Origin of the sequence: Clostridium sp. YIM B02555, assembly GCF_022320955.1 — a bacterium.
Classification (GTDB): domain Bacteria; phylum Bacillota; class Clostridia; order Clostridiales; family Clostridiaceae; genus Clostridium; species Clostridium saccharoperbutylacetonicum.
In genome coordinates this window covers 84,001-104,222 of sequence record NZ_JAKJJY010000016.1, presented here as the reverse complement: position 1 = coordinate 104,222, position 20,222 = coordinate 84,001, and the positions used below count along the sequence as shown (strand labels likewise).

Annotated in this window: 16 protein-coding genes; 2 read left to right on the top strand and 14 right to left on the bottom strand. The window is 29.9% G+C overall.

Features of this window, described 5'->3' with window-relative positions; all coding sequences use genetic code 11:
* Positions 1 to 96 precede the first annotated feature (96 nt).
* The 13 genes from L3B98_RS19730 to L3B98_RS19670 form a co-directional block, all read right to left on the bottom strand.
* Entirely contained in the window at positions 97 to 690 is a 594-nt protein-coding gene (locus L3B98_RS19730) for a protein kinase (protein WP_238917950.1), read from the bottom strand.
* Positions 691 to 917: 227 nt separating this feature from the next.
* On the bottom strand, positions 918 to 2,456 hold the full coding sequence (gene gpmI, locus L3B98_RS19725; protein WP_238917949.1) for a 2,3-bisphosphoglycerate-independent phosphoglycerate mutase: 1,539 nt from the start codon (positions 2,454 to 2,456) through the stop codon (positions 918 to 920).
* 302 nt (positions 2,457 to 2,758) lie between these two features.
* On the bottom strand, positions 2,759 to 3,505 hold the full coding sequence (gene tpiA / locus L3B98_RS19720; RefSeq protein WP_077366230.1) for a triose-phosphate isomerase: 747 nt from the start codon (positions 3,503 to 3,505) through the stop codon (positions 2,759 to 2,761).
* Positions 3,506 to 3,659: 154 nt separating this feature from the next.
* A complete protein-coding gene (locus L3B98_RS19715; RefSeq protein WP_238917948.1) occupies positions 3,660 to 4,835 on the bottom strand; it encodes a phosphoglycerate kinase in 1,176 nt (391 codons plus the stop codon).
* Positions 4,836 to 4,956: 121 nt separating this feature from the next.
* A complete protein-coding gene (gene gap, locus L3B98_RS19710) occupies positions 4,957 to 5,958 on the bottom strand; it encodes a type I glyceraldehyde-3-phosphate dehydrogenase (RefSeq protein ID WP_015395171.1) in 1,002 nt (333 codons plus the stop codon).
* A gap of 77 nt (positions 5,959 to 6,035) precedes the next feature.
* The gene (locus tag L3B98_RS19705) at positions 6,036 to 7,097 is read right to left on the bottom strand and encodes a sugar-binding domain-containing protein (RefSeq protein WP_238917947.1); all 1,062 of its coding nucleotides are present in this window, start codon (positions 7,095 to 7,097) and stop codon (positions 6,036 to 6,038) included.
* 328 nt (positions 7,098 to 7,425) lie between these two features.
* Positions 7,426 to 8,814, bottom strand: coding sequence for an RNA polymerase factor sigma-54 (gene rpoN / locus L3B98_RS19700; RefSeq protein ID WP_238917946.1), 1,389 nt, complete (start codon positions 8,812 to 8,814; stop codon positions 7,426 to 7,428).
* Positions 8,815 to 9,153: 339 nt separating this feature from the next.
* Entirely contained in the window at positions 9,154 to 9,990 is an 837-nt protein-coding gene (locus tag L3B98_RS19695; RefSeq protein WP_238917945.1) for a DegV family protein, read from the bottom strand.
* Between the two features lie 20 nt (positions 9,991 to 10,010).
* Complete coding sequence (locus tag L3B98_RS19690; RefSeq protein ID WP_015395175.1) at positions 10,011 to 10,472, bottom strand: tRNA (cytidine(34)-2'-O)-methyltransferase; 462 nt, start codon at positions 10,470 to 10,472, stop codon at positions 10,011 to 10,013.
* A gap of 162 nt (positions 10,473 to 10,634) precedes the next feature.
* Positions 10,635 to 12,125, bottom strand: coding sequence for a VanW family protein (locus L3B98_RS19685; RefSeq protein ID WP_238917944.1), 1,491 nt, complete (start codon positions 12,123 to 12,125; stop codon positions 10,635 to 10,637).
* A gap of 185 nt (positions 12,126 to 12,310) precedes the next feature.
* Positions 12,311 to 13,252 (bottom strand): glycoside hydrolase family 25 protein, encoded by a 942-nt coding sequence (locus L3B98_RS19680; protein WP_238917943.1) that lies wholly within the window; start codon positions 13,250 to 13,252, stop codon positions 12,311 to 12,313.
* A 168-nt stretch (positions 13,253 to 13,420) separates the two neighbouring features.
* Positions 13,421 to 14,593 (bottom strand): amidohydrolase, encoded by a 1,173-nt coding sequence (locus L3B98_RS19675; RefSeq protein WP_238917942.1) that lies wholly within the window; start codon positions 14,591 to 14,593, stop codon positions 13,421 to 13,423.
* 534 nt (positions 14,594 to 15,127) lie between these two features.
* Positions 15,128 to 17,050: an ABC-F family ATP-binding cassette domain-containing protein gene (locus L3B98_RS19670; protein ID WP_238917941.1), complete on the bottom strand. Its 1,923-nt coding sequence runs from the start codon at positions 17,048 to 17,050 to the stop codon at positions 15,128 to 15,130.
* A 463-nt stretch (positions 17,051 to 17,513) separates the two neighbouring features.
* Between L3B98_RS19670 and L3B98_RS19665 the strand changes: the two genes are divergently transcribed.
* A complete protein-coding gene (locus L3B98_RS19665; protein ID WP_238917940.1) occupies positions 17,514 to 18,137 on the top strand; it encodes a TetR/AcrR family transcriptional regulator in 624 nt (207 codons plus the stop codon).
* 128 nt (positions 18,138 to 18,265) lie between these two features.
* On the opposite strand, the gene L3B98_RS19660 is transcribed toward L3B98_RS19665, so the two are convergent.
* The gene (locus tag L3B98_RS19660; protein ID WP_238917939.1) at positions 18,266 to 18,718 is read right to left on the bottom strand and encodes a hypothetical protein; all 453 of its coding nucleotides are present in this window, start codon (positions 18,716 to 18,718) and stop codon (positions 18,266 to 18,268) included.
* A 158-nt stretch (positions 18,719 to 18,876) separates the two neighbouring features.
* Between L3B98_RS19660 and L3B98_RS19655 the strand changes: the two genes are divergently transcribed.
* Positions 18,877 to 20,181, top strand: a complete 1,305-nt coding sequence (locus L3B98_RS19655; protein ID WP_238917938.1) for an aminotransferase class V-fold PLP-dependent enzyme — start codon at positions 18,877 to 18,879, stop codon at positions 20,179 to 20,181.
* The last annotated feature ends 41 nt before the right edge of the window (positions 20,182 to 20,222 follow it).

The following is a 20,222-nucleotide window of genomic DNA, read 5'->3' as shown; positions in this document are numbered from 1 at the left end:
TTTATAGGTGCATAGCTGCTCTTTTTAAAAATTGATCCGTATTGCAGCATAGCTGCTCTTTTTATAATGATCCTAATTGCAGCATAGCTGCTCTTTTTAAAGGTGTGTATTTTCATTTTCACAATATCTTAGAAATTTTAATTCCCATAGTGTTGCTTTCTTTAAATTTATTTTTCTTATTTCAGTCAAAAATTCATCCAATACTCCAACTTTATATAATCCTTTCATCAGATGCCTTGGATAATCAACATTTCTACTATATGCTTTTTTAGGATCTATTATCATTAACTTCTCACTATCTGAAACATAAACATCCTTACATCTAACATCTAATTTTTTGAATTTTAATTTTTTGAATTCAAGCAGCAATTCGTAAATATTTTTAATTAACTTTTCACTTAACCCATTTTGTCTAATATACTTATCTAATCTCTTACCATCTACCAAATCCCTTATTACATATAGATTACCTCTCTTGTATAACTGTGGAAAATATTTAGACCCATTTGTTTTAGCAAGGATACTACCTTCATCATTACATACTTTTTTCTTTAAAAATATTTTGATAGCTTTTTTATTGGGTAATTCATATACAACACCATTATTCCCTTCACCTAAGTAAACAGCTTCTCTAAATAGTTTTTCTGTGACCTCATCAAAATCAGCAGAGTATGCAAAATTTTTCTTCATATTATCAACCCTAAATCTTTTTTATAAATATATTAATTTAGAATTTAGTTTATGCAAATTCACTTAAATAATCCTCTAAACTTCCATAAATCTAATTTTTTCATAATATTTCAATACAACAATTTACTCTAAAATCTCAAAATCTCTATACATTTTGATTTATTATGTAATTATAAACAAAAAAATACTGCCCTAAGACACATTATCTTAAGGCAGTTATATATCTACTATTTAGATACTACTAGATTTTCTCCAGTCATTTCTTTTGGAACTTCAACTCCTAATTGAGTTAACATAGTTGGTGCTATATCAGCTAATTTTCCATTGTTTACTTTTTTACCTTCAGTATGATTTGATACCCATACAAATGGAACTTCATGAGTAGTATGAGCTGTGTATGGAGTTCCTGTTGAGAAATCTATCATAGTTTCTGCATTACCATGATCTGCTGTAATAAATAAGCATCCATCCATTTGAAGAATCTTATCAGCAATTTTTCCTACACATTCATCAACTGCTTCAATTGCTTTAACAGCAGCTTCAACAACACCTGTGTGTCCAACCATATCTGGATTAGCAAAATTTAAAATTACCATGTCATATTTATCGCTATCTAACCTACTTAATAATTCTTCAGTTACTTCATAAGCGCTCATTTCTGGTTTTAAATCATAAGTTGCAACCTTTGGAGATGGTATAACTTTTCTATCTTCACCTGGATTTTCTTTTTCTACTCCACCATTAAAGAAGAAAGTAACGTGAGCATATTTTTCAGTTTCTGCAATTCTTAATTGATTTAATCCCTTGCTGCTTATGTATTCACCAAGAGTATTAGTTAATGTTTGAGGACTATATGCAACATGTACTCTTTCTAAAGTTTTATCATATTGAGTCATTGTTACAAAAGTAAGATTTAATGTTTCTCTATTAAAGCCAGCAAATTCTTTATCATTGATTGCTCTAGTAATTTCTCTTGCTCTATCTGGTCTAAAGTTAAAGAATATAACTGAATCTCCATTCTTAATTTGTGCAGTTGGGTTACCATTTTCTGTTACTACTGTTGGTAACACAAATTCATCTGTTTTATTATCGTGATATGATTTTTCTATTGCTTCTACTGCGCTATTAGCAGTTTCACCTTTTCCTAAAACTAAGGCATTATATGCAAGTTCAACTCTTTCCCATCTATTATCTCTATCCATTGAATAATATCTACCACTTACAGTTGCAATCTTACCTACTCCTACTTCAGCTAACATCTTTTCAGTAGTTTCAATAAATTCTTTTCCTGATGAAGGTGGTACATCTCTTCCATCCATGAATGCATGAATATACACATTTTGAACGCCTTCTTTTTTAGCAAATTCTAAAAGCCCTTTTAAGTGTTCAATATGAGAATGAACTCCCCCGTCTGATAAAAGTCCCATTAAATGAAGAGCAGCTCCTGTCTTTTTAGCATTTTCCATTGCTAACTTAAGAGCTTCATTTTCAAAAAAGTCTCCATCTAATATTGCTTTAGTAATTCTAGTTAATTCTTGATATACTATTCTACCAGAACCTATATTTAAGTGTCCAACTTCTGAATTTCCCATTTGCCCTTCTGGTAACCCAACTGCTAAACCACTAGCTTGCAATTGTGAAACAGGATATTTTTCAAATAATTTATCTAAATTTGGCTTTTTTGCTAAACTAACAGCATTTCCTTCTGATTGTGGTGCAATACCATAACCATCTAATATCATTAACATAACTGGTTTCTTTGACATTTTCATACCTCCAAATACTTTAATCTAAATTAGTATCATATATGTATTAATAACCAATTTCTCTATACTTAATTTAAATTTATAAATTTAATATATAGATAGATTTTTTCATAATTCATATATACAAAAAATATAATTTGTCGTGCTTTTAATACCTTTTACCACTTAAATTATATTATTTTTTCATCCTTATTGCAACTTATAACCCGCTTAAAAACAATAACAAATAATACCTATTATTTATAGCATTAAAAGGACTATGAACCCATTGTTGTTCATAGTCCATATATTACTCTAATATATTAATAGTTAACAATAGCAGAGAAATCAGCTGGTACTAAACTAGCTCCACCAACTAATGCTCCATCTATATCAGACATAGCCATTTGTGCTTTTATTGTATTTGGTTTAACTGATCCACCATATTGAATTCTTGTCTTTTCAGCAGCTTCTTTTCCATACATTTCAGCAACCATAGCTCTTATAGCTTTAATTGTTTCATTTGCTTGTTCATCTGTAGCAGTTTTTCCTGTTCCAATTGCCCAGATTGGTTCATAAGCTATAACAAGTCTTTCAACTTGGTCATTAGTTAATCCAGCTATATCAACTTTAATTTGAGCTTCAATAACTTGATTTGTAGTTCCATTTTCTCTTTGTTCTAATGATTCTCCACAGCAAAGAATTGGAGTTATGTTATGTTCGAAAGCCTTTTTAACTTTCTTGTTTAAAGCTTCATCAGTTTCATTGAAGTATTCTCTTCTTTCACTGTGTCCTAAAACAACATATTCAACACCTAAAGTTTCTAACATGCTTGGAGAAACTTCTCCTGTGAAAGCTCCACTTTCTTCAAAATGCATGTTTTGTGCAGCTACCTTTATGTTTGATCCAGCTGCTGCTTTCTTTACAGCATCTAAGCATACAAAAGTAGGGCATACTACTACATCACATGAAGCATCTTTTACTAATGGTTTTAATTCTTCAACCATTTTAACTGCTTCTTCAACAGTTTTATTCATTTTCCAGTTACCTGCGATAATTGCTTTTCTCATCATATCCACCTCATAGTAAAAATTTTTAGAAGAAGCTTTGGCCAAAAGCTTCTTCAAATATAACTTTTTCTTTATGATATTTTTAGTAATTACTAAATTCTAATCTTTAAATAAGATATACTTATTTGTTCTATTACCAACAAACTATTTAAAATTAGTCATTTAATGCAGCAATTCCTGGTAATACTTTACCTTCTAAGAATTCTAATGATGCTCCACCACCAGTTGAGATGTGAGTCATCTTGTCTCCAAAGCCTAAGATATTAACAGCTGCAGCTGAATCTCCACCACCGATTATAGTAGTTGCATCTGCATCTGCCATAGCTTTAGCTACTGCAATTGTTCCCTTGTTATAGTTTTCGAATTCAAATACTCCCATAGGTCCGTTCCAAATTACAGTTTTAGCATCCTTAATAGCATCAGCATATATAGCTTCTGTCTTTGGTCCGATATCTAATCCCATGTTTCCAGCTGGAATGTTTTGATCACCTGTAACTGTAGCTTCAACATCTTTGAATTCTGCAGCAACTCTATGGTCTACTGGCAATAAGAATTTAACACCCTTTTCTGCTGCCTTAGCAACCATTTCTTTAGCATAATCAAGTCTATCTTCTTCAACTAAAGAAGTTCCGATTTCATATCCTTGAGCTTTTAAGAATGTGTAAGCCATTCCACCACCAATGATGATTGTGTTAACTTTATCTAAAAGATTGTTTATAACAGCAATCTTATCAGAAACCTTAGCTCCACCTAAAATAGCTACAAAAGGTCTTACTGGACTTTCAACTGCATCTCCTAAGAATTTTAATTCTTTTTGGATTAAGTATCCACATACAGCAGTATCTAAGTATTCAGTTACTCCAACAGTTGAGCAGTGAGCTCTGTGAGCAGTACCAAATGCATCATTTACAAATACATCAGCTAATGAAGCTAATTCCTTAGAGAATGTTTCAATGTTCTTAGTTTCTTCTTTTCTGCATCTAGTGTTTTCTAATAAAACGATGTCTCCATCTTTCATTTCTGCAACTGCTTTTTTAGCGTTTTCACCAACAACTTCTTCATCTCTAGCAAAAACAACTTCTTTTCCAAGCATTTCAGTTAATCTTGTAGCAACTGGTGCTAATGATTTAGAAGCATCTTTTCCTAAATGTGAGCAAAGGATAACCTTTGCATTGTGTTCAACTAAATATTTAATTGTTGGAAGTGCTCCAACTAATCTATTTTCATCTGTTATAACACCATCTTTTAATGGTACATTAAAATCACATCTTACTAATACTTTTTTACCGTTAACATCGATATCTTCAATTGTCTTCTTATTAAAATTCATGACTTTCACCTCTTAAAAAAATATTTTAAAATAGTCTGGCTTTATAGCCTTATACTACAAAACCAGACTTATTCATTTCAACATAAATTTGCGCGTTATGTTTAAATTAGATCAATTCAAATTACTTTAAGTTAGCGAAGTATCCTAAAGTTCTGATTAATTGGTTAGTGTATGACATTTCGTTATCGTACCAAGCAGCTACTTTAACTAATTGTTCTCCATTAACTTCCATAACCTTAGTTTGAGTTCCATCGAATAATGATCCGAAGCTGCTTCCGATGATATCGCAAGAAACTATTTCGTCTTCAGTGTATCCGAAAGATTCAGTTGCAGCAGCTGCCATAGCAGCATTAATTTCATCTGCAGTAACTTTCTTAGATAAAGTACAAACTAATTCAGTTAATGAACCAGTGATTGTTGGAACTCTTTGAGCTCCTCCATCTAATTTTCCAGCTAATTCTGGGATAACTAATCCGATTGCTTTAGCAGCACCAGTTGAGTTAGGAATGATAGAAGCTGCAGCAGCTCTAGCTCTTCTTAAATCACCTTTTCTGTGTGGAGCATCTAAAGTATTTTGATCGTTAGTGTATGAGTGAATTGTAGTCATGAAACCTTTAGTTAATCCAAATTTATCACTTAATACTTTAGCCATTGGAGCTAAACAGTTAGTAGTACATGAAGCACCTGAAATAACTGTATCTTCTGCCTTTAAGATGTCGTGGTTTACATTGTAAACTACTGTTGGTAGATCATTTCCTGCTGGAGCTGAAATAACAACTCTCTTAGCACCTGCTGCAATATGAGCTGAAGCTGATTTCTTTGATGCAAAGAATCCTGTACATTCTAAAACGATATCTACTTTTAATTCTCCCCATGGTAAGTTTTCTGGCTTAGCATCAGCAGTAACTTTGATTTCTTTTCCGTTTACTACGAAAGCGCCTTCTTTAACTTCGATTTCTCCATCGAATCTTCCTTGAGCTGAATCATATTTGAATAAGTGTGCTAACATTTTAGCATCTGTTAAGTCATTGATTGCAACCACGTTAAATTCAGGGTTGTTAATCATTAATCTTAAAGCTAATCTTCCTATTCTTCCAAAACCATTAATTGCTACGTTTACCATATACAATTACCTCCTAATATAATGCTTTTTTTATTTTTATAAAAATAAATTTTTACAAACTAATTTAATAACTGAATTTAACCTTCTAGTATATTTATTATTCCTTCAGCGACTGCTTCATCTGTGACTAATACACCATCAACATCGTTATATTCAGTTGCAATAATAGATTCTATTTTATCTTTACCTCCAGCAACGGCAATATGTGTTTTAATTTTTCTTGCCTCGTTAATTTTTATACCAATTGCAGTGGTTTCCGATATAATTTGAGAATCCTTATTGAAATAACATCCAAATGCTTCCCCAACAGCACCATTGTTAATTAAATTATCAATTTCTTGCTGCGGAACTCCTCTTTTTCTTGCCATTTGTACAGCATTACCAATTCCATAAATCAATACATCTGCTTTATGGATTGTATCTATTACAGCTTTTACGGCTTCTTCCTTAAGCACAGTATCTATTATATCTAAACTTAAGTTATCTGAGATATGAAGCATCTTATAAGTACCATTTAATTTTTTGGCTAAGGTAGCAGCCAAAGTACTTGCTTGGGTTTCAACTTTCTTGCCCATGCCACCTCTTGCTGGTACTACTTGAATTTTTGACAAATTTGTAATTTTAGGAAATGCTTCTACCACTTCTTTTAAAGTACTTCCTCCTGTTAACGCTATTATAGAATCATCTTTTAAGACATCTTTTACATAACTAGCACAGGCTTTCCCTAAATCTTTTAGAACTAGTGGATTTTCATCTACATTTCCAGGGACAATGATTACTTTTTTTAGTTTAAGAAAAGTTTCAATTTTCTTTTCAACTTCTGAAAGTCCTTTTATTTCATGAATAAAATCATTTAATTTATAAATAATATCTACGCCTTCACTTGTAACTGTCATTCCAGAAGTATTTATCTCAATTAATCCTTGTTCCTTTAAAAAACCTATTTCAGTTCTGACTATTCTCTCTCCAACATTTAAAATGTCAGCAAGAACTCTTCTTCCTATAGGTTGATTATGACAGATCGTTCTGAGTACGTTATACCTTTTCTCTAATGTATTTACAAGCTCAGGAACTATCTTTTTTTGTAATTCTAATATTTCCTGCAACTCAAACACTCCCTTGGTCACTACGTGTCCCATATTATTTCATTGTGTCCCACATATATTATTATAAAACACCTTTTCAAATTTTTAAAGCCTTTAAGTAAATTTTTTTTATAATATTTCAAAAAAAGCAAAAAAACTCTAACAAATTTAATAACTAGAAAGTTTTTTTGTAGCTTTCTACAATATTTCATAAATACACTAATCTATCATTAAATAAACGTTTTTCTTAGGTTAATAATAATATTTTATATTCATTATTATCTGTAAATTTCATAAAGCTTTAAATTTACAACCATAATAATTGAAAATTAGCTATTATGGTTGCTTAATATTATTTCATTATGACGTCAAAACTTTACTTCTATAATCTTTTTCTCATAGATGAAGATTTAATTCCTAACTCTTCTCTATATTTTGCAACTGTTCTACGTGAAATATTCATATTTTTTTCTGCTAACATAGAACTTATTGCTTGATCAGAAAGAGGTTTGCTCTTATTCTCCTCGTTTATAATTTCTTTTATTTCATTTTTTATTTTTATTGTTGCCATATCCTCATTATTATTTGAAGACATACCACTTTGGAACAAATCTTTTATTTTAATTGTTCCATAACTTGTCAATACGTACTTATCTCTAACAGCTCTACTCACTGTTGATTCATGAACATTGATTTTTTCAGCAACTTCTTTTAATGTTAAAGGTTTTATGTGCTGTTTTCCATGAATGAAAAATTCTCTTTGCTTTTCAACAAGGCATTCTAATACTTTATATAAAGTATTTTTCCTTTGTTCTATAGACTTAATTAAAAACAATGCTTGATTAATTTTTTCCTTTACATATGCGTTTGTTTCTGAGTCTTTATTATTTTGTAATACATCTTTATAGGTCTTATTTACCATAAGACGAGGCAACACACTTTCATTCATTAATATAAAGAATTCACCATCAACATTTTTTACTTCTGCATCAGGAATTATATAATTTACTTCTTCTCCTGTATAAAATCCTCTTGAAGGTTTAGGTTCAAGTCTCTTAATCAAGTCACCATATCTTTGAGCTTCTCTTGGTGATATATTAAGTGCCTTTCCAACTGCTTCATATTTATTTTCTGCAATATTCTCCAAATGATTTAAAATCATTTTCTCTATTATATTATCAAAAATATTAAGTTTTATACTTTGAATAAGAAGACATTCCTGAATGTTTCTAGCTCCTATTCCATAAGGCTCCAGACCTTGAACTACAGTTAATGCCTTTTCAACTATCTCTTCAGATATAGTTAATTCCTCTGCTAGCTCTTTTGTAGATATTTCTAGATATCCCCTATAATCTAGAGATTCAATAATATACTTACATATGCTTAGCGTATATTGATCTATATCTGTTTCGACTAATTGCTCTTGTAAATATTCCTTTAATGACATCTTTTTTTCAATAAAATTAAGTGGCGAAACATCTTCATTAGAATAGTTGGTCTCTGATCTATCTCTATAATTATCTGAATACAACTCTTCTGTTATTTTTTTTGCATCATATTCATTCCGTGTACTCATTTCATCGTTTATTACATCATCCTGCGAATTTACTTCTTCATTTATTTCTATAACTGGATTTTCTGAATACTCATTATCTATATATTCTCTTAAATCATGAAGGGACATCTGCAAAAGCTTTATAGATTGCTGCATATTTTGAGTTAATATCATTCTCTGTTCTTGAGTCATCTTCATGCCATAATCCAAATTCATATTTTGCCTCCTTATAAATTCTGTGTAATCCTTCGATTAAACGTATTCATTATGATTAAATCTATATTACTATACACCTCATCAATATCATTAATATTTGAATTTTATGATATAATTTCATTAACAACTGTATTATACCATAAACTTTGTATTTTATAGGTATATTTTATTAAATTAATCACTTTCCTAAGTCTATCTTTTGTGTTTATTGAATTTTTTATAATAAAAAACATGTTAAATATTATTTATTTATGCTAATTTCAATTTAATCATATAAACTAAAATTAGCATAATAAAAAAATAAAAACATGTTATTTTAATATAATATATATAATTCCATTATTTAGTTAATAATACCAATCCACAACAACCCGGACCCGAATGTATAGATACCGTTGATCCCACTGGGCATTCGATATAATTTACCTTATTGCTATCCATATACTCTTTAAGTGCTTCCTTAACTTCAATATTATTTACATCTATTAATATAACTGGCACATCATCATCTAAGGTTGCATTTTCTAAATCACTAATAATCTTTTTAATTGCCTTTTTATTTCCTCTAATTTTATCTTTTACCGACATAATACCATCTTTAATCTCAAGAATTAATTTAATCCCAAGTACCCCACCAACTACACCAGTAGTTTTAGAAATCCTTCCACCTCTTACAAGATATTCTAAAGAATCAAAGTATACTGACAGCATAACTTTTGCTTTAACATCATTTAATTCTTTCTCAATTTCAACAATATTAAAACCTTTTTCTCTGAGTTTAGCTGCTTTTAAAACCAAAATTCCAAGTGCTGCTGTAACATTTTGAGAATCCACAACAAATATGTCTTTACTCTCTAATGTATCTCTTGCAATACATGCTGATTGATAAGTTCCACTCATCACAGAAGACATATGAATTGAAATAATTTTATAGCCTTCTTCCAAATATTTTTTATAAGCTTCAATGAATCTATTTGGAGTCACTTGAGCTGTAGTAGGTAATACATTACTTTTTTCTATTTTTTCAAACACCTTATCTGGATTTATTTCAACACCATCTAAGTAACTCTCTTCACCAAAGTTTATTAGTAATGGTAAAACTTCTATATCATATTTTTCATAGACACCCTTTGACAAATCAGCTGTACTATCCGTTATGATTTTTATCTTTTCCATATTTCTCCATTCCTCTTCAATTATTTCATATTAGGAAATCCTATCTGCCTTAATGCTTCATAAGCAACTATAGCTACTGTATTGGATAAATTCAAACTTCTAGTACTTGATTTTATCATAGGAATTCTAAATCCAATGTTTTCTTTATGAACTTCTTCAGGAACACCACATGTTTCTCTTCCAAACATTATAAAATCGCCTTCTTGAAAGCATATCTCATCAAAATGAGCTTCTGCATGAGTAGTTGATAAATAAATTTTTTTATCCCCATACTTCTTCATAAAGTCATCATAACTTTCATGTATTTCTAGATCTAGATCCTTCCAATAATCCAAGCCTGCCCTTTTAACCTGCTTCTCATTTATTTCAAACCCTAATGGCTTTATCAAATGCAACTTACTGTTTGTAAGAACGCAAGTTCTTGCAATATTTCCTGTATTTTGAGGTATTTCAGGCTGGTATAAAACTATATTTAAATTCAAAATTTCACCTTCTCCTATTTTGTACAAATAATTACATCACTTCATATTAGAAAATTATACTATATGGTTTAAAACAAGTCAAAACTATTTAAAGCATACTCCACTAATATATCAAATTGATTTTCTTAGAAAATATGCTTTAAATTTATTAAGACTCAAACTTTATTGAGCTGGTTGTGCTACTGGTGGTGGAGCTATTGGCTGAACAGTTGCTGGTGGTGGAGTCGCTGCAGCTGAATTTGCTGCTGGCTGAGTTCCTTTTCTAACCACAATCCCTACACTTGCATAAGTATCTGTTGCAACAATTTCACGATTAACTTCCACTCCATTTTCATAAGTAATTTGGTAAGATCTTGCTTGATATCCAGTCATCCCTGCCCCATCCTTAACTTCTTTTCCTTCTGGAAGAGTATTATCTGGAACGACCTTTGTTTCTGGCGGTATTGTTGCCAAAATTTCATTAGCCATGTCATATGTTTTTCCATTTAATGCACTAGAATCTCCATATATACTATAGGTAACAACTTTACCTACAGTAGTACCTTGAATATAAATTGGGAAATCATAAACATTTTTAAACTTGTAATCCAAATATCCATAGGAAACTGTTGCATCAAGCCCAGGTTGTGCATAACCTACTACCATAGAATGATTTGTTCTTTCAACTGATCTTAAATTAGCTTTCATTACAGCTCTATAAAGTGTAGTAGAAACTTGACATATTCCTCCACCAATTCCTGGTTCAACTTTATTTCCAACATAAGTTCCTGCTTCTTGATAGCCTCTTTCAACTGTTCTAGGTCCGACAACATCATTAAAACTGAATACTTCTCCTGGCATAACTACTGTCCCATTTATGGCTGAAGTTGCTATTTCTATGTTATTACTTCTACCAGGTGCCGATGAACCATAATTTGTAGAAAAAGTTCCCATTAAATTCTTTATTTTAGATAAATCTTCTTTAGTTATCTTTGGTTTAGTTATTTCGACATCCACATTAACAGGGTCTCCAGCGTCTAATTTACCATTAATATTTTCCTTTAATTTAGAATCTAAGTTCTCTAAATTTATTGTTTTTCCTTCTATTTCCGGTTTTACAACAATATTATTTTTATCAATGCTAACCGTAGCATCTTTAGGTGATTCACCAACCTCATTTTGTAATTTTTTCTCATAAGCTTTTAATTTCTCTTCATCATAAGAAAATCCTAGTGAAATTTCATTTTTTGCATTTTCACCATTTTTTATAGTCATATACTTTTTGAAAAGCCCATTTTCTTTTCCAATGCTATAAGCTTGCTCTACTGTTCCGTCTATATCATATTTAGGAATAATATCAGAATAAATAAGTTCGTAATGTTTGTCCCCTATTTCTATATTTAACTTTTTCTTACCTATAGCCGTTTCAAAAGTTTCAGTAAGCTTATTTTTTGCTTCTTCTTTTGTCATGCCTCCAAGATCAGTCCCTTGCACCATCACTCCTGGATATATCTTATTTTCCCATTCCTTAACTGTACCCTTTGCAACTAAATTAAAACCAGCCAGTGCAGCAATCCCTATAACTACAAGAGCTGATATAGCTAGCATTACCTTCTTCTTTGCATTAGATTTTCTTCTAGAAGATTTTGCCCTTTTTCCAGTCCGTTTTTCCACTCTCTATTCTCCTTTCGAGGAATTAAGTTTTAAGCATTAATTCATTTTAAAATACTTTTAAAAACTATAATATTAATTTACATTAATATCAATTTGTTACTAACTTTATTATTATATCATACACCAACTGTCATATGATAGTAATATTATCACGGTACAGTTGGATTTATGATATAATTTTTTCTTTACAAATTTACTTTTGATCGCGTCTTTGAGGTCTCTCCGTCATAATCAAAAGCTTCTATCGCAACTTCTATAGGAACATTCTTTTTAACTTTTATTTTATTTGCAGGTATTGTATAGCTTGTAGCTTTTTCATCAACAGTTCCGACCCATTCTCTATTAACAAATAAATTATATCCTAACAAATCTATATCATTGTTTCTATTCCATGATACTCTTATGTTTCTTCCTTCAAAGCTTGCTTTTAATCCTGCTACAGCATCTGGTTGAATCAATAAATCAATATTATCTGGTCCCCAATTTGCATCTAAAGGATTATCAACCCCTTGTACTTTTTGACTTTCACTATATTGCCATATTCTCCATCGTGTCCATCCCCCAACATTTGGTGGAAACTTAGGATTAATAGGTATTGCTGTATACATAGCAATCCATAGTGGCATATTTTTCAAAGGATATCCACGCCCAGGTATATAAAAATTATCATACAATTCTATGAAATTTGTTCCTGTATAAATCATAAGTCTACGCCTAGTTTTTTGTTCAAATCTCTTTCTAAATCTATCAATCCAGTTAATTAATGTTTTTGTAGATATAGATTTATCTAATGGTGCTTCAACGTCTATTACTGGAAATAAATCTCCGTAATCTTTATTTCCAAACCCCTGTTGTAATGTGTTTATAAAATCGTCGCACTGTCTATCTGCATCCGTCAAATCATAAGATGGTAATGAAAAATGATATGCTCCAACTGGTATCCCATAACTTCTACTCGCCTTTGCATACTCAATAAATCTCTTATCAACTCTAAAGTTCCCAGTAGCAGATCCAGAAGCTCTTAAATATAAAAAATCTATAGTTGTCGCCAGTACATTAAATTGAACATTTTGGCTATACTCATTTATGTCTATTCCAAAAAGACTTTTAGGATTCTTGTCTTGCATATTTCCTCCAAAAAAAAATACTTCCTTAATATAAATATTAATTCATATATAAAAAAGTACCTATCTTGTTATTATTTTTCATTAAATGATTATGGAAGAAATCCACTAGGGATTTCAACCACTATTATCAATTATTTATCACTATTTTATTTATTATAAAAAAATATGCTAGTATGTATTTGCAGTATATACAACTTTCCCATTTATTATTGTATTTGTAACCTTTGATTTTATATCAAGAGGATCACCATCATATACAGCAAGATCTGCATCATAACCCACTTCTATTTTTCCAATTCTATCTTCACAATTCAATATTTCTGCGGCATTTATTGTAATTGCTTTTATTGCATCCTTAAAGGATAGTCCTCTTGCTAAAGTTATAGCAGCAACTGTCCTTAAACAATCAATTGAATTATAAGGATGATCTGTTATTAATGCAGTCTTTACACCTGCTTCCACCAATTCTACAATAGAACTATAGTTCCTAGACTTTAATTCCATTTTTATTCTTGGAGTAAGTAATGGTCCATAAGCTACCGGAACCTTTTTTTCTCTTAAATAAGCTTTCACTAAGTGTGCTTCTGTACCATGTTCAATTACCATTTTACAAATATTAAATTCTTCTGCAATTCTTATAGCTGTAACAATATCATCTGCTCTATGAGCATGTACTCGCAACGGTATTTGTCCTTTTAACACAGGGATTACTGCTTCTAATCTTATGTCTCTTTCCTTAAGTTTATTATTTTCTTTGCGTATTATATAGTCTTCCGTTCTCATAAATAATTCTCGTATTAAAGCTGCTGCGCCCATTCTTGTTACTGGGCATTTATCATTTATACCATAGGTACTTAATGGATTTTCCCCCAATGATATTTTAAAACCAGCCGGATTTTTAATTGTCATTTTATCTATAATTGTTCCACATGTTTTCAAAACAACATTTCGCCCTCCAACCACATTATTACTTCCAGGGCCACTCATAACACAAGTTACTCCTGCTCTTACAGCATCTTTAAATGCAATATCAAAGGGATTAATCCCATCAATTCCATTTAGATGAGGCGTAACTGGATTTGAAGTCTCATTATTATCAATTCCGATTTTACCAGTACATTCTTCAATAATTCCAAGATGCGTATGGCAATCAATACATCCTGGCAATACTAATTTTTCATTTAAATTAATAATCTCTGCCTCTTCATAGTTATTCTCTAATTTTTCACCTAGTTCTATTATTTTACCATCTTTAATAGCAACATCTTTCATATTGTATTTATCTTGTTCTAAATCATACAAAACACCATTTTTAAGTATAGTAATTTTCACAAAAATCATCCTTTCAAGCAACCTTCGATTTTAATATTTATATTTAATATAAACATTTCCATAAAAAACATACATCGTTACTCATAAGTGCTATTTTTTATAGATATCCAAGTTGAAAACCAAACTTAGAATGTAATATATATGTATTATTGAGAAATTATAACCGTAACACTACAGTAAAAATCAGATACATTTTTCTGGAAGCAGGCATGTGAAATTGAGCTGATGATGGTTCTTAAGCAGAGAACCCAAATCTGTGATTTGGTTTGAATCGCTTACTCAGCGAACGAACGTGAGTCGAGTTTCCTCTATGGCTTGTTTCATTTTCAGCTTGTCCAAATTTTACATTTGGAACACGCTGAAATGACGACAAGCCGTCATTTAGAACCTTCCAGCGAAAATTTCACTAGTCCTGTGGAAGATAAATGTATCTGATTTCGGTAATTGTTGCATAATTCTAATTCTTATTTTGGATATATCTGAAAATAAAAAATTAAGGCAATAAGTTATAAATCACTTTTGCCTTAATATATAATATTATCTTTATTCCTCTGAAAGTTCTTCCCATTTTTCATATAGTTTCTCTATAATTTCTTCAAGAACTTTTATTTCTTTATTTACTCTTTCACTTTCTGCGGGATTAGAATAAATCTCTTCCTTGCAAAGCTCCTCTTGTAGCTTTCCAAGCTTCTCTTCATTTACACTTATGTCATTCTCTATAGTTTTAATTTCATTTTGCTTTGCTTTAGCTTCCTTATCTAATGCTTTCTTCTTTTTCTTTTCTTCATTTATTTGAGTTTTTGTTTTCCCTGCTGATATACCTTCATAAGCTTCAAATCTTTGTGGATTTTTTTTCTTTTCTATATAGTAACTATAATTTCCTAGGTATTCATTAACACCATTCTCTTGTAATTCTAAAATCCTGTGTATTACTTTATTTAAGAAATATCTATCATGAGAAATTACAATCAATGTTCCATCATAGCTCAAGATTGAATCTTCAAGGGCTTCCCTAGATGGTATATCTAAATGGTTAGTGGGCTCATCTAAAAGAAGTAAGTTGGATTTAGATAACATTAATTTTAACAAGTTTATCCTACATTTCTCTCCACCACTTAACTTATTTATTTCCTTAAATACGTCATCTCCTCTAAAAAGGAACGAACCAAGATATCCTCTAAGTTCACTTGTAGTTAATTCTGGGAAGTCATCCCATACCTCATCTAAAATTGTTTTATCCATATTTAGATTAGACTGTTCTTGATCATAATAGCCAACATTAACATTTACGCCTAATACCTTAACACCTGAATCACTTTTTATTTGATCCATTATTATCTTAAATAAAGTAGTTTTTCCACGTCCATTTTCTCCAATTAGTGCAATCTTTTCTCCTCTTTTTAAATCAAAAGACAAATCAGAGAATAATTTTTTATCACCATAACTTTTTGCTAACTTTTCAATATGAAGAACATCGTATCCACTTTTAACGGATGCTTCAAATTTGATTTTAGATGCAGCTTTTTCCTTGTCGGGTGCATCTACAAGCTCCATTTTATCAAGAGCTTTTTCTCTACTTTCAGCAGCTTTAATACTTTTTTCTCTATTAAAAGATCTAAATTTTTCTATTATTGCTTCCTGTCTCTTAATTTCTGCTTGTTGTAAATTATATGCTTTTAATTTTGCTTCATGATCCTTTTTCATTAATTCTAAAGCCTTAGTATAAGGTGCATTATAGCAATTTACATGTCCATTTATCACTTGATATGTAGCCGTTGTTACAGAATCTAAGAAAAATCTATCATGGGAAATTACTATTACAGTTCCTTTATATGTTTTTAAATATTCTTCTAACCACTCAATAGCTTCTAAATCTAAATGGTTAGTAGGCTCATCAAGTAATAAAATATCTGGATTCAATAACAATAGTTTACAAAGGGCTACTCTAGTTTTTTGACCTCCACTTAAAGTTGAAATTATTTTTTCAAAATCATCTTCTACAAATCCAAGACCTTTAACTACACGTGATATTTCTCCTTTATAAGTATACCCACCTCTATTTTGATATAAGTCCTGAGCTGTTCCATAATCTTTAATAATTTTTTCATGATATGAAGCATTCTTTTCATCATATGGTTCGTTCATTTTTACTTCTAGATCTATAATTTTTTTCTCTAACCTTATTAAATCTTCAAAAACAAGAAGCATTTCATCATAAATTGTATTACTTGAATCTAATGCTAAATGTTGAGCTAGATAACCTAAAGACTTGTTTTTATCTATAAAAATTTCTCCATCATCTTGGGCTAATTCTTTAGAAAGTATTTTAAATAAAGTTGTTTTTCCTTCTCCATTTGAACCTATTATACCAACTTTATCTCCTTCATTTATTGAAAATGTTACATCTTTTAAAATTGTGCTTATTCCGTAACTTTTACCTATATTCTTACAACTTAATACAATCATTATTTATCCTCCAGTAATTTAACTGAAAATCCACAAAGCTATCTAATCTTATTTAGTAAATTTTCTTTAATTCTATACGTTCTAATTAATATTTTATTCTTCAATTTTAGATATTCTAAAAAAGTAAAGTGCAAATCTTATATTTGACTACATGAACTTTCACCTGTGGAACTTTTATTTTTCGCTCCCCAAACTTTCTCATTGAATCATTCATCCTTAATTGATAATTAGAACAGATATATTATACTATTTAATCATTAGTATAGCAATTTTGATAAACATAGATATCCTAATTAATAATAGCACCCTTCCAGCGAAAATTTCACTAGTCCTGTGGAAGATAAATGTATCTAATTTCGGTAAGTTTCATGTAAGTATAATTCTTACGTTGTATATCTATAAAATTTGGATTATTCCTCAATTTGTTTTATAATAAAATGAAACTATTATTTGGAGGGAAAACATGACTTTAAAAAATGATGGAATAAATTTCATTCAAAAGAAAAAACTATTAAAGGAAAAAGATTTACTTTCATCAGCTTATGATTTATTTACAAAAAACAGCATAGAGAAAACTTCAATAGATGATATAGCCAAAAATGCTGGAGTTGCAAAAGGAACTTTTTATTTATATTTTACTGATAAATATGATATTTTAAATAAAATAATTCTACAAAAAAGCAATGAAATCATAAAATGCGCATTGGATAAGACTAATTCCTTCGGGAGTAATGATTTTAGGGAAAGAACCTTATTTTTTATAGATTACATAATAAATTATTTAAAGCATAATGAATCTTTGCTAAAACTCATAAACAAAAATATTTCCTGGGGATTATATAGGAAAGCAATAATGAAACCAGAAGCATACAATGAAGTGAAAATGGTCCTTGATACTTTTACCAAAAACCTTGCAAATGAAGGAATGGAAATAGAAGAAGCTGAAATGACATTATTCATGATTTTTGAATTAGTTGGCAGCGTATGCTTTACAACTATCATCCTAAAGGAACCAACAGATATTGAAAGTATAAAGCCAGTATTATTCAAAAAGATTCTGGCTATGCTAAAAGTAGACATCAGTTAAAAGTGATAAGTGAAAAGCTTTGGATTTTTCTTTTCAGAACTTCTCTTCTTTCACTTTTAACTAATTCCTAATCTTCACTACTAAAACAAATTTAACTATTTATGTTCAATATAAGCTAATTTCAAGTATCATTTATTATTGCAGTATGATAATGTTAATCTAATTAATCTCTTAATAATTACCCTAGCTATTGGACGTGGAATTCTATAAGCATAAAGCGTTGCAAATATTCCTGGATGCTTTTGCTCAATTTTTAAATATATTTTATTTATTTCATTTTCAGAGTTCACTCTTTCCAAATCTTCTGATTCATCCAAATCAAGATCAATATTTCTTAATATATCAAAAGTAGTTGGTACTGAATTTTCTGCAACATTTATACCAAAATCTTTTTTAAGAGAATCTTCTGGATCATCTGAGTAAGTACATAATTCTGGTAAACCATATCTTGACGAAAATAAATCTAAACTTCTATTATAATCATTCGAAAGTGATTTATCATAAATAAATGCTGGTGGAACAAATCTAATTTCACTGTCATCTGAGCTTACTTGGGACATATATTTCTTATCTGGATTCATTTATAATTCCCCCTTAAAAATATTATTTATCCTTTTAAATAATATGCATCCTAAATACATATAGTACATAATTTAATAGAGAAAGATATGAATTTTACTCCATTGTTCTGTGAACAATAAATATATTCTTAGAATAATATATATTGGAGGAGATGCATATGAAGATAAATTATGAGAACAACATTCAAGATTTATTTATTGGATTAGATGAAAAAGTATGTGATTCAAATGGTGATTGTATAGATGGTATAAACTTTGATAATGCTGCTACAACTCCACCTCTTAAATCAAGTATTAAATATATAGAAGAATTAAGCAAGAATTATGCTTCTATTGGAAGAGGAACAGGACAAAAAGCAGAAATAACAACTAACTTATATAAGGAATCCAAAAATTTTTTAATGAAATTTTTTAATATAAAATCTATAGAAAAATATGTAGTTATTTATGTCAATAATTCAACTGAAGGAATAAACAAACTTGCAAATACTTTAAAAACAAAAGAAGATGAAATTGTATTAACCTCTAGAATGGAACATCACTCAAATGATTTACCCTGGAGAAAAAGAGGAAAAGTAGATTATATTGAAGTTGATAAAAAAGGAAGACTTAAGCTTGAAGAGTTAGAAGAAAAACTAAAGGTACACTGTGGAAAAATAAAATATGTATCTCTCACAGGAGCTTCTAATGTTACAGGCTATATAAATGATATTCATTTTATAGCTAAAATAGTTCATAAATACAATGCTAAGTTAATAGTTGATGGGGCGCAGCTTGTACCTCATAAAAAAGTTAATATCAGTGGAGATTCAGATGATGAACAAATAGATTTTTTAGTTTTTTCCTCTCACAAAATTTATTCTCCTTTTGGCGTTGGTGTAATTATAGGCTTAAAAGAAGATTTTATAAATTCTGACCCAGATTATTTAGGTGGTGGAACTGTTGAATTAGTTCTAGATAATAAAATCAACTTTCTTCTTCCACCTGATAAAAATGAAGCTGGTACTCCAAATTTTATAGGAGTAATGAGTTTAATTAATTCCTTAAAATTTATAGATAATATTGGATATGATTATATTGAGGAACATGAAAAACAACTTCTACAGCATACAATTGAAGGGTTTAAAAGAATTCCTAATATAATAAACTACGGAGATACAGAAAATATATCTGATAGACTTGGTATTGCAACTTTTAACATTAATAATATGTATCATCATGATGTGGCAAATATTTTAGCAAAGAAGAAAGGAATTTCCGTAAGACATGGATGGTTTTGCGCTCATCCTTATTGTAGAAGGCTTATGAACGTAAGGGAAGATGAAGCTAAGGAATTCCTAGAAAATCCTGCAAAAAAAATGCTAGGAATGGTAAGGGTAAGCTTCGCACTATATAATTCAATAGGTGAAGTTGATTTATTTTTAAATGTGTTAGAAGACATTTCCCTAAGAAAAATCAAATAACTAATTGTCATCTATTAACTAATATCATGAAAACTAAGAAT

Bases quoted from the DNA above. Each gene is read 5' to 3' on its own strand.
- L3B98_RS19730 (WP_238917950.1), bottom strand. From the start codon at position 690: ATGAAGAAAAATTTTGCATACTCTGCTGATTTTGATGAGGTCACAGAA.
- gpmI (WP_238917949.1), bottom strand. From the start codon at position 2,456: ATGTCAAAGAAACCAGTTATGTTAATGATATTAGATGGTTATGGTATT.
- tpiA (WP_077366230.1), bottom strand. From the start codon at position 3,505: ATGAGAAAAGCAATTATCGCAGGTAACTGGAAAATGAATAAAACTGTT.
- L3B98_RS19715 (WP_238917948.1), bottom strand. From the start codon at position 4,835: ATGAATTTTAATAAGAAGACAATTGAAGATATCGATGTTAACGGTAAA.
- gap (WP_015395171.1), bottom strand. From the start codon at position 5,958: ATGGTAAACGTAGCAATTAATGGTTTTGGAAGAATAGGAAGATTAGCT.
- L3B98_RS19705 (WP_238917947.1), bottom strand. From the start codon at position 7,097: ATGGGACACGTAGTGACCAAGGGAGTGTTTGAGTTGCAGGAAATATTA.
- rpoN (WP_238917946.1), bottom strand. From the start codon at position 8,814: ATGAATTTGGATTATGGCATGAAGATGACTCAAGAACAGAGAATGATA.
- L3B98_RS19695 (WP_238917945.1), bottom strand. From the start codon at position 9,990: ATGGAAAAGATAAAAATCATAACGGATAGTACAGCTGATTTGTCAAAG.
- L3B98_RS19680 (WP_238917943.1), bottom strand. From the start codon at position 13,252: ATGCAAGACAAGAATCCTAAAAGTCTTTTTGGAATAGACATAAATGAG.
- L3B98_RS19675 (WP_238917942.1), bottom strand. From the start codon at position 14,593: ATGATTTTTGTGAAAATTACTATACTTAAAAATGGTGTTTTGTATGAT.
- L3B98_RS19670 (WP_238917941.1), bottom strand. From the start codon at position 17,050: ATGATTGTATTAAGTTGTAAGAATATAGGTAAAAGTTACGGAATAAGC.
- L3B98_RS19665 (WP_238917940.1), top strand. From the start codon at position 17,514: ATGACTTTAAAAAATGATGGAATAAATTTCATTCAAAAGAAAAAACTA.
- L3B98_RS19660 (WP_238917939.1), bottom strand. From the start codon at position 18,718: ATGAATCCAGATAAGAAATATATGTCCCAAGTAAGCTCAGATGACAGT.
- L3B98_RS19655 (WP_238917938.1), top strand. From the start codon at position 18,877: ATGAAGATAAATTATGAGAACAACATTCAAGATTTATTTATTGGATTA.